Annotated in this window: 7 protein-coding genes, 1 pseudogene and 1 riboswitch; of the genes and pseudogenes, 5 read left to right on the forward strand and 3 right to left on the reverse strand. The window is 42.8% G+C overall.

Annotation, left to right across the window (positions count from 1 at the left end):
• Positions 1-318: 318 nt before the first annotated feature.
• From ABWY16_RS13545 to ABWY16_RS13555, 3 genes are all read right to left on the reverse strand, one after another.
• Positions 319-1,299: a CE1 family esterase gene (locus ABWY16_RS13545; protein ID WP_353905179.1), complete on the reverse strand. Its 981-nt coding sequence runs from the start codon at positions 1,297-1,299 to the stop codon at positions 319-321.
• Between the two features lie 163 nt (positions 1,300-1,462).
• Positions 1,463-1,864: a winged helix-turn-helix transcriptional regulator gene (locus ABWY16_RS13550; RefSeq protein ID WP_353905180.1), complete on the reverse strand. Its 402-nt coding sequence runs from the start codon at positions 1,862-1,864 to the stop codon at positions 1,463-1,465.
• 78 nt (positions 1,865-1,942) lie between these two features.
• Positions 1,943-2,374, reverse strand: a complete 432-nt coding sequence (locus ABWY16_RS13555; RefSeq protein WP_353905185.1) for a S41 family peptidase — start codon at positions 2,372-2,374, stop codon at positions 1,943-1,945.
• A 130-nt stretch (positions 2,375-2,504) separates the two neighbouring features.
• A riboswitch (SAM riboswitch) is annotated at positions 2,505-2,606 on the forward strand.
• Positions 2,607-2,868: 262 nt separating this feature from the next.
• Between ABWY16_RS13555 and ABWY16_RS13560 the strand changes: the two genes are divergently transcribed.
• The 5 genes and pseudogenes from ABWY16_RS13560 to ABWY16_RS13580 form a co-directional block, all read left to right on the forward strand.
• A complete protein-coding gene (locus tag ABWY16_RS13560; RefSeq protein WP_353905181.1) occupies positions 2,869-6,039 on the forward strand; it encodes a SusC/RagA family TonB-linked outer membrane protein in 3,171 nt (1,056 codons plus the stop codon).
• Positions 6,040-6,049: 10 nt separating this feature from the next.
• Entirely contained in the window at positions 6,050-7,513 is a 1,464-nt protein-coding gene (locus ABWY16_RS13565; RefSeq protein WP_353905182.1) for a RagB/SusD family nutrient uptake outer membrane protein, read from the forward strand.
• Between the two features lie 68 nt (positions 7,514-7,581).
• Complete coding sequence (locus tag ABWY16_RS13570) at positions 7,582-8,592, forward strand: redoxin domain-containing protein (protein ID WP_353905183.1); 1,011 nt, start codon at positions 7,582-7,584, stop codon at positions 8,590-8,592.
• Between the two features lies 1 nt (position 8,593).
• Positions 8,594-9,856, forward strand: coding sequence for a M14 family metallopeptidase (locus ABWY16_RS13575; RefSeq protein ID WP_353905184.1), 1,263 nt, complete (start codon positions 8,594-8,596; stop codon positions 9,854-9,856).
• Positions 9,857-9,865: 9 nt separating this feature from the next.
• Positions 9,866-10,977 (forward strand): annotated as a pseudogene (locus ABWY16_RS13580) (hypothetical protein); the annotation flags it as partial.

Below are 10,977 nucleotides of genomic sequence, written 5' to 3' on the forward strand. Positions count from 1 at the left end.
TAACCTTTTGATCACATCTTGTTGCACAGCTGTAAATCACTCTAAACTATGTTTACACGTTTTTAGATCAAGCCAAAAGATATCCACCATACCACTCAACAGCAGATTATAGATAATCCTGGCGATGTTGCTATATCAGCTAATCTAACGTTGAAATTAGATGATTGATCTTACACCAATCTGATCTCTCATTCAGACAAAATTATACACTCGGATATTTTGTGTTGGGCATTCTTTCATGAAGCTTTGCTCCAGGCAGACGAAATTCCTTATATTGTAATTAAAGCCTGTTATCGCTGTGTAGGAGTGAAATGTTAATCAGTGATCAAGTCCAAAAAATGCAATCGCTTCTTTCGGTGCATCCAGATCTCCAGTCATCTTTCCCATAATGCGCGGAAATTTGGCAACCTGTTGTGGAATAACATGTCCACCTCCGTTAACCGTGAAAAGTTCTACGAATGCTTTCCCATCCTTATTCCAAACCTGACGGTCAACAGAAGTTTGATCAGTTGTGGTGAGGTGAGGAAGCTGTATTTTCACAGCACTGGGATTGACTGTATTTCTTTTAACAAAGTTCTCAGCGGTTGCTTGCGCAGATATCGCAAAACCTTTTTTGCTCCCGAATAAATTTAATTCCCCGCCGTTGTAAGGACAAATATTATCCCCGGTACCATTAACAAGCATAATTTTGGGTGTTTTGCCGGTGAGCTCGCATTCATTTGTTTCAGGTGTCGGTAAGGATGCGCTAATTGTTGTTATTCCTGCGATCAAACCTTCTTCCTGGATAGCTACTCTAAAAGTCATATTACCACCGCTGGAATAACCAAACAAATAAACTTTTGCAGGGTCAATATCAAATTTCTTTTGGTATCCGCTAATCAGCGTCTTAATAAAACCTACATCATCTACGTTTTCCTTCTTTGTTTTTGAAAACAGACCTTTACGACAATCGTTCCAGTCCTTATCATACCCATCTGGATATGCCACTAAAAATCCATATTTATCAGCCATCTGATCAAATTCAAACCCCGTCCACTGACGGACTTGGGCCCCATCTATTCCCGTCCCGTGTAAGACAATAAGGAGCGCCGGTTTTGGCTTTATTACTTGGGGAGAATAACTAATATAAGATCGCGACCTGTTATCAAAAAACAAGGTGTTCCGGTGACTCGCTGAAGTTAAAGATGGCTCTTTAGGTACTGGTGTGTACACATAAAAAAGAAACAGGGCTGCGATGATGATTATTAGACCTAAAAGCGAAAATCCTATAATTTTCACATTCTTCTTAATTTTTTTCATGCATCAAAGCTATGCACTTTTGCTATTAATATTGACAGCACTATTCAAAATGATAGTAGTAACCTTTATAATAGCTTTCTGATATACAATGTCTTATGGTTTCATAGGCACATCAAATGCTTGAAGTATTTTGTTGTAAATTCAAATCAAACGGGCAAATAAGCTACTTTTCCAAAGCCTTTATGTTTTGCTTATGATGATCATTTTTTAGTTTTTCCCGGTGATCGATACCCCACCGGATCATCGCCTGAACCAAGTCTTTTAAAGAACTGCTATATGCGGCCAATTGATATTCAGCGATTACAGGTGTTGCATCTGCCATCACATTGCGCTGGATTAAACCGGTTAGCTCGAGGTCTTTCAATTCATTTGATAATACACGTGGGGAAATGTTGCCAAGCTTCCGCTGAAGCACGTTAAACCTGATCGGGCCTTCAGACATTGCTACGATGATCCGTAATTTCCATTTTCCGCCTATAGCGTAAAATGTGTCAGCAATTGATTTGAGATAAACCTCACAGGAATTTTCCTGCAAACTGCCGGGACTACAATCTTCCAAATTCATTTTAGAACTATTAAAAAGGATAGTACTATCCTTTTGTGTTACTACTGCTTTTTAATAGCAAACATAAGTAATTTTGCTTCAAAGGCCTAACTGTGGATAGCCTATAGTGAGTGTTTTGTCTAATTGCTGTTCCCATAATACACCTGTTCCTGCTACCGGCGCACCTATTAGTTTACCTAGTCCTTTCCTCTGATAGAGATAGGGAAAATTAAAACCGTCAGAATAATTCTGTTCGCTGATCAGTAAACAGGTTGGCTTATAGGAGCCATCAGGCTGACTGTCCTGAATATAATAATGACCTTGCGGTCTTGCAACAATATCTGTACTCTTACTAAAAAACTCTACAAGTTGCTGGTGAAGATTACCTCCGGTATTAAACCTCGAGTCTATAATTAATGCCTTTTTATTCCGGTTCCTACCATCTACTTTATCTATTGTAGTTCTAAAGTTTGCTTCATCCATCTGTCGAATGTGAACATAGCCAATTTTGCCGCCAGAGAGAGTTGTAATACTCTTTAAGAAATTTACCTTAAATCATCCCAGTCAACCAACATTGGTTCCTTAACTTCAGAATATTTTGAAATAAATTTGAAAGTCTACTAAATTTATATACATTTGTCACAGCAGAGAATTTCTGCATGACTTATCCAGAAAGACTGAGGGAATAGGCCCTTTGACGTCTTAGCAACCTGTTGCCAAATAAGGTGCTAAATCCTTCCCCCACACAGGGGATAGATAAGAAAGATTTCCCAGGAAATTCTGAATAAGTTGCAGCTATTATTTAACCTTTATCCTAATTTGTAATGCAACGCGAACTCCAGGAAACTATTTCCAAACACTTCTCATCTTTCCCACGTACCCGTCTTTTAATCAGAAAAACTGTTTTGAGCTGTCCATGCGAATGCGATAGAACCGCATAATTATTTGACTTTTCACACTTTATGAAAACACGGCCCTGACCAGGCGATGGGAATACTATGTTCAATTTTTAAATCAAAATTATTATGAAAAAAAACTTACTGAGTCTAATTTTATTGCTTGTAGTATTTTCTGCAAGTGTGTTCGCACAGGACAGAGAAGTAACCGGCACCGTCCGGGATGCTGAATCCGGCAGTCCGATTCCTGGCGTCATTATCCGGACGTCCCAGAGCGGCAGGTCTGTGGTGAGCAAAACTAACGGACAATTTTCTATTGCTGTTACAGCTGACGATAAAACGATCAGCTTCAGTTATATTGGCTACAATACCCAAACGAAAACCGCAGGTTCTTCTTTTGGAGATGTCAGGTTGGTTGCCTCAAACACGAATTTGAAAGATGTAGTTGTTGTGGGATATGGTACCCAAAGCAAAAAGGAATTTACTGGTTCGGCCTCCCGCGTTACCGCCGAGGCGATCAAAGATATACCCGTACAGAGTTTTGAACAGGCCCTGATCGGAAAAGCAGCAGGTGTAAACATTGCAAATCCCAGCGGTGTATTAAATGATGCCCCTGTTATCCGTATTCGTGGTGTGAATTCAATTTCATTGAGCTCTTCACCGCTGGTTGTGGTAGATGGTATTCCTGTCAATACGGGTGATATTTCCACCACCAATTCAGTGGCAAATAATCCGCTGGCAGACATTAACCCGTCTGATATCGAATCGATCGATGTATTGAAAGATGCTGCATCTACTTCTATCTACGGTTCACGTGCTGCAGGTGGTGTAATCCTGATCACCACCAAAAAAGGGAAACAAGGGAAAGCGAAGGTTTCCTATGATGCGTGGGTAGGTATTACCAATGCGACGAGATTGCCTGAATTGCTAAACAGTGAACAATATATTCAGATAAAGAATGAGGCAGTGCTCAATAGCAAAATCCTGGGCGGAAACCAGAACAATTCAAGTGTGGCCTCTGCGCTATTCTTCCCTTCACAAAATGCAGACGGTTCCAATGTTGATACACGCTGGTATGACCAGGTTTACCGCACAGGAGTGTCTCATAACCATAATATCAGTGTAGGTGGAGGTAGTGAAACTACCAAATATTATTTCTCTTCAAACTATTCCAGACAGGAGGGCATCACCCAGGACAATACATTTGAAAGAAAGGGCTTACGCTTTAATATCGACCATCAGGTGAACCGCTGGTTCAAGCTGACCGGAAATTTCTCGTACAACAATACACTTAATCAGGCACAAAACACAGGCTCCCTAAGCAGCAGCGGACTGTTGCTGATCGGTGCCGGACGGCTGGCATTCTCCCTTCCTCCAAATGTCTCGCCATACAATGCTGATGGCTCGTACAACCTGAGCAGCACCGGAACACTTGGTGCAGGCAACAATTTATTTGCCAATACACTTTGGCACCCGGGTGCATTATTTGATAACAGTACTTATAAAACATCCAATGATCATATCGTTGGAAATGTGCATGCTTCCATACGGTTGCTGGAAGGCCTGAATTTTGAAAGCAATTACGCACTCGACCGTCTCAATTCACAGAATATTACCTATTTAAGTCCTAACCTGGGATCCTCTGCATTTTCTTCAGGAGGATCTGCAACTAATATTGCTGCACTAAGGAACAATTATAACTTTACCAATACCCTTAATTTCGACAGAAGGTTTGGTGAAAAACACCATATCTCTGCCCTGGCAGGGTACGACGTCCAGAAATTCAATTATTCTGCATGGGGTGCTAACCAGACTAATGCCTCAGATCCTTTTTTTGAAAACTACCAGGGAACCTGGGGAACGATCAGGTCTTCCGGAAATACGATATCTGAAAAACTTTATCTTTCTTCATTCTTCAGGTTATCTTATGATTATGCAGGGAAGTATTTCCTTACCGCCAACTTTAGAAAAGACGGCAACTCTGCACTTGGTGCCTCACAAAAGTATGGTAACTTTGGCGGGGTATCAGCCGGATGGTTGCTGAGCGAAGAATCTTTCTACAAAAACACTGCGCTGAGTACGGTAGTAAATTCGCTGAAATTCAAAGGCAGCTGGGGTAAGGTGGGTAATGGAAACCTTTCATCAGCTTACGCCTCTCTCAACCTTTATGCTGCATCCATTTACGGATCTGCCTCAACCTGGGCGCTTTCTCAAGCAGGGAACTCTGGTCTGGGCTGGGAAACCAGTGAACAGACCAATGCCGGACTGGAAGCTGGGTTATTCCATGACAGGGTACAGTTTACCGCAGAATATTTTAATAATGATGTAAACGGTCTCATATTAAGCAGTCCGCAGTCACCTTCCAAAGGCCTGCCTGGAGATGCGATCCTAACTAACGTAGGGTCAATGTACAACAGGGGTATTGAGCTTGGATTATCAGGGACAGTACTTAATACAAAAGACTTCAGCTGGAAAGCTTCATTGAACTATACGCATGTAAAGAACAAAGTCACCGCACTTGCTGAAGGTAACAGTGATATCATTGGCTACACTCAAACTACTACAGAGGCCAATAACGTGACCCGTATCGGTTATTCTGTCAGCAGTCTCTATGGAGCAGTAAGCGCTGGTGTGAATCCAGATAATGGTAGAAGAATTTTCATTAATAAAAACGGTGAAAAGGTACAGTACAGTGCTGCTGTAGCCTCAGGTGCGAGCAACTGGACATATCTCGACGGCAGTACCGCCCCGGCCATTACGGTTGCTGATTATCAGGTTCTGGGCAATTCTATCCCAACATGGTATGGAGGATTTTCCAATAGCTTTCAATACAAAGCATTTGATGCGACGGTCAACCTGACCTATTCTGGCGGAAATAAAAAACTGAATGGAACCAGAGGTACGCTACTTGATCAGCGTTTTTACAATAACTCTACCGAAGTACTGGACAGATGGACTACTCCCGGACAGGTTACAGATATCCCAAGACTAGTATACAATGATGTAATTTCTAACGGGTCCAATGGGTTTTCTATTTCGGAAAATGCCCAAAAGGCGGATTTCCTGAGATTGCAAACGCTGGTGCTTGGGTATTCTCTACCAAAGAAACTTCTCTCCAAACTTGATGTGTCGGGTCTTAGATTCTATGCACAGGCTACCAATTTGTTTTTGATCACCGGTTATACAGGATCTGATCCTGAAACTGCCTCAAATGGTGATACTACCACTTCTATAGGCGTAGAGAAAAACTCTGTTGGGCAGGGCAGAACATTTACATTGGGTCTTAATCTAACTTTTTAGAAAATATAACATGAAAAAATACTACGGAATCATCATAAAATACAAATTTATATTTCTTCTGCTGTCGTCCACCGCGCTTGTAAGTTCATGCGAGAAAAATGACAAGCTTACCATTGCACCAGAAACCACCTTATCTGATGAAGATGTTTTCAAAACCCCGGCCCGTATAGAGGGTGTGGCAAATGGAATTTATAAAGCACTGAAAGGGGCCAGTCTGTATGGCGGTCGTTACTTAATGTACCAGGATGTGAGGGGCGAAGATTTTATTAACATCACGGCAAATACCTATACAGGCTATGATGCATGGAATAACTCTTATAGTTCTGGTTCCAATGATATCAACAACCTCTGGTCTGCAGCCTACACTACCATCAACAGGGCCAATACACTCATCGCCGGGATTGCTGCTAATCCGGGAGTAGTTAGTACACAGAAAGCAGCAGAATATGTTGGCGAAGCTAAATTCCTGAGGGCCCTGGCTTACTATGACCTGGTGATCAGCTTTGGACAGCCCTATAATAAGGATGCCGGTGCTTCCAAAGGTTTGCCACTTCGGTTGAATGCCGAAGCAGGTCCTGAAAATAACGACCTTGCGAGAAGCAGCGTGGCAGAGATTTATACTCAGATTTTAAAAGATCTGAATGAAGCAGAAGCCGCGTTACCACAAAACTACACTACCAATGATCTGAACACAACCAGAGCGCACACCAGTGCAGCAATTGCACTTAAAACGAGGGTTTATCTTTCGATGAACAATTATGCGAAAGTAATTGAGGAAGCGGCTAAGCTTGCGCCACAATCTACGGCACCATTCAGTACCACCGCTACTGCCGTAAAACATGTTTTACAGCCTGCTATTGCTACAATCTTTACCTCTGATTACGCTACTACAGAATCCATATTCAGTATCCCTATGAGTACCCTGGATTCATACACAGGCCAGTCTTCCATTGCTTATATCTACAATACCAACCTGGAATATTATTTAAACCCTACAGGAATTCTTGGTGATGCACAGTGGGCTACCACCGATGCGCGCAGAACTGCAGTGCTGAAAACCGTTTCAGGAAAGCAATATTTTAAAAAATATGCTAAACCTTCTCCATTCCTCGACTATATTCCGGTAATCAGGTATGCAGAAGTATTATTAAATTATGCCGAAGCTGCAGCAAGAACCGGAAACCTGTTGCTGGCCACTAATCTGCTCAAAGCTGTGCATGCGCGTTCAGATGCAAGCTATGTGTTTCCTGCGACAGCAACAGGCACACAACAGGCGCTAGTGGAAACAATCTGGAAAGAACGACGGATTGAATTACTGGGAGAAGGCTTCCGGGGAACTGACCTGTTGAGGAACCTGCAGTCGATACCCGCTAAAGGGGATGGAAATCTTCAGACCTCTGCTGTAGCGCCATCAGCGGCCAATTACATATTTCCCGCACCCAATACAGAGCTTGCAACCAACAAGTTATATTAAGAAATACAGATCAGGTCTGATGCAAAGGACCTGATCTGTATCAAGTTAAACTGTAAAATCGAATCAAAATGAAAAAAACACTAATACTCGCCGCCCTTTGTCTAAACCTGATCGGTGTTCATGCCCAGCAGAAAACCCAGTTAAACCTTGATGGACTGCTCGCAGACACAGTAGTCAAAACTGTCTACCTGCAAAAATTCCATAACAAGATTTTTACTACCGTAGATTCTGCGGGAGTTGTTGATGGTAAATTTAAGTTTCGAACAAATGTGGTTCTGCCTGAACTTTATGGATTGAGTATAGATACAGGGCGTACTCCACTCTACGTTTTTCTTGATCAGGGACAAATTACTGTAAACCTGCAGGGTTCTAAAGGGTATAAACTTTCTACTATAAAAGGTTCTGCATCTCAGGATCTTTTCGAAAGTTACAATAAGACACGCAACTTAGATATCAGTAAGTTTATCACCGAACATCCTTCCTCCATTGTCTCGGCTTATGTGTTATACCGCAACTGGTCTTACAGGCTTACGCCTGAACAGATCACACAAAATATCGCACTGCTGGACGAAAGCCTTGCAGATGTTACTTACGTGAAAGAACTCAAACAACTTGTAACTGTGCTTGATGGACTTGCAGTTGGAAAGAAAGCTCCGGACTTCTCAGGTATTGATCCTTCAGGAAAGTCTTTAAGGCTGGCTGACTACCTGAAAGGATACACGCTGGTCGATTTCTGGGCATCATGGTGCGGGCCTTGCCGCAAAGAAAATCCAAATGTTGTAGCTGCCTTTCAGAAATTTAAAGACCGGGGCTTTTCGGTATTTGGCGTGTCGCTTGATAAAAACAAGGACGCCTGGGTTAAAGGAATTAACGATGACCATCTGAACTGGCCGCAGGTTTCGGAACTCATCTACTGGAACAGTGCAATTGCAAAGTTATATGGTGTAAGGGCGATACCGGCTAATTACCTTATTGATCGTAATGGTGTGATCGTTGGCAAGAACTTGCGGGGCGAACAGTTAATACAGAAACTTGAGGAACTGTTAGGTGCAGGGTCAGCAGCATCAAAAGGAAAGTAAGATGACTAGAGAATATATAAGATTATACGCTACGGTTGTGATTACTGCTTTAGTTTTGCCAGCGGTAGCACAAAACACAAAAGTCTTTAAAGGCCAGAGCGCTATCCGCGGTGTTTCTACGGTAAGTCGCCCGGTACAACGCCAATGGAAAGGTGTCTTCTCCCAAAAAGGGGATGATGTCTTTTTTCGCAATGATTTCCCTGGCGCCAGATTAAACGGAATGGTAAAGGTTAATGATACGCTTTACACGGCCCTCATCACCTCAGAGAATACCCCGGTAAATGGTAGCCCCTGGTATGCTTTTAAAGTATGGGCAGGCAAACCAAGGGAGATTACTTTGAAACTCACTTATCAGCAGGGGTCCAGACACCGGTATCCGCCAAAACTGAGTAAGGATGGCAACACATGGACTTCAGTAGAAGCGGGGGATGCAAAAAAGATTTTTGAGGAGGATTCGTTGCCAGGCGAGTATCAGTTTAAATTGAAGGTAAGTAAGGACACGACATGGGTTGCTGCACAGGAGCTGTTTACCAGCAAACATGCGAATGCATGGTTAAAGGAACTGAAGAGTAAGCCAAAATCATCTGCCGAGATTATTGGATACAGCAGGTTAGGTAAGCCATTGACGGTAGTAAAAATGGGCAATCCTGCGAGCAAAAAACGTATACTCATCATCGGCAGGCAGCATCCGCCAGAAGTGACGGGGCAATATGCGATGAAGGCGTTTGTTGAAACCCTTAATGCAGGCACGGCTCTTTCGAGCCAGTTTCTAAACGATTACCTGGTATATGTGATACCGCTGATGAACCCGGATGGGGTAGATAATGGTAACTGGAGACATAATGACGGCGGTATAGACCTTAACCGCGACTGGGATGCGTTCAACCAGCCTGAATCTTCTGCGGTGAGGGACTTCCTGAAAAAAGAAATCGCTGACAAGGGCAATCAGCTCATCTTCAGCATTGATTTTCACTCCACCCAGGACGATATTTATTACCGTGTAGATCCTAAGATGAAAGGGAATATGCCAAACCTGATCTCAGACTGGCTGTCCAAAACACAGGAGCAGATTCCGGGATATGTTCCTAATGTGAAGGCGCTTTACAGCGGCGGAGGGACCTTTACAGCTTTCAGTTACTTTTTTAAGCAATACGGCACTGAAGCATTGGTCTATGAAATAGGTGATAACACACCCAGAGATTTTATTAAACACAAAGGAGAGGTTTCAGCGCAAATCCTGATGAACCTTCTGTTGAACAAATAAACACACAAAATGAAATTTTACGCATTTGTACTTACTTCGAGCTTGCTTACTCTTCAACTCTGCGCACAGCAGAAAAAGGAAGGCATAGCGGTAACAGATCTGCTGCTGATCAAAAGGGCAAGCGGGGTTGAAATTTCTCCGCGGGGAGATATAGCCATATTCTCGGTAAACAGCATCTGGCCCGCTAAAGAGAGTAAAACTGCTCAGGGCAGCAAGGCTGATAAAGCCAGCAAAACTAATGAGGAAAGCCAAACTGAAAGTAAAACCGATTACAGCTATACTAATCAGCTATGGAAGCTTGACCTCAGGAATAACGTCAAACCTACGCCTTTGATTGACGGGAAAGAACCTGCATCGCAGGCAGAATTTAGTCCGGATGGCAAAAAGATAGCCTTTGTGCGCAGTGTTAAAGGAAAACCTCAAATTTTTCTGATGCAGGTGGCAGATGGAGCCATTCATCAAATCAGTAACTTTAAATATGGCACCAGCAATCCTTCCTGGAGCCCTGACGGAAAAAGGATTATTTTCACTACATCCTTTACACTGCAGGAATATATTGCCGATGCTAACCTTAATCCAGGTCATGCCGTACCTAAATGGAACGACGAAAAACCTGGATTTACCGGAAACAAAGATCTGGAAATCAGCAACGCTAAAGCTGATGCGAATGGGACGCCGGATGAGATCAGAGCATACTTGTCTAAAAATGAGGCCGACAAAAAAGCAAAGGTACTGACGCGTGTTCAGTTTCAGAATGAAACGACTACCACAAGCGAACTGCGATTTTCACATGTTTTTATTATGGATGCAGATTCAGCGGCAGTGCCACTGGAGCTAACTAAAGGATTTTATTCCTTTAGTAACCCTAAGTTTTTGAGTAATCAAAAAATCGTGTTTACAGGAAAAGTTGATGAGCAGCAACATCCGGATAATGTGATGGAAGAGGAAATCTTTACAGTCAATACCGATGCAACCGGCTTTACAAAGTTACTGGGAGAGTCTGGAAAGGCCTACAGTGTTGCGGCGGTGTCTTCTTCAGGCAAATGGCTGGCTTATCAGACTTCAGTCCCCGGGACGGTTAACGTTCCACAGCTTTTTGTAATGAAATTAGCGGCAGCCAC

This window comes from Pedobacter sp. (genome assembly GCF_040513095.1).
Lineage (GTDB): Bacteria > Bacteroidota > Bacteroidia > Sphingobacteriales > Sphingobacteriaceae > Pedobacter.

Bases quoted from the DNA above. Each gene is read 5' to 3' on its own strand.
- ABWY16_RS13550 (WP_353905180.1), bottom strand. From the start codon at position 1,864: ATGAATTTGGAAGATTGTAGTCCCGGCAGTTTGCAGGAAAATTCCTGT.
- ABWY16_RS13565 (WP_353905182.1), top strand. From the start codon at position 6,050: ATGAAAAAATACTACGGAATCATCATAAAATACAAATTTATATTTCTT.
- ABWY16_RS13575 (WP_353905184.1), top strand. From the start codon at position 8,594: ATGACTAGAGAATATATAAGATTATACGCTACGGTTGTGATTACTGCT.
- ABWY16_RS13570 (WP_353905183.1), top strand. From the start codon at position 7,582: ATGAAAAAAACACTAATACTCGCCGCCCTTTGTCTAAACCTGATCGGT.
- ABWY16_RS13545 (WP_353905179.1), bottom strand. From the start codon at position 1,299: ATGAAAAAAATTAAGAAGAATGTGAAAATTATAGGATTTTCGCTTTTA.
- ABWY16_RS13560 (WP_353905181.1), top strand. From the start codon at position 2,869: ATGAAAAAAAACTTACTGAGTCTAATTTTATTGCTTGTAGTATTTTCT.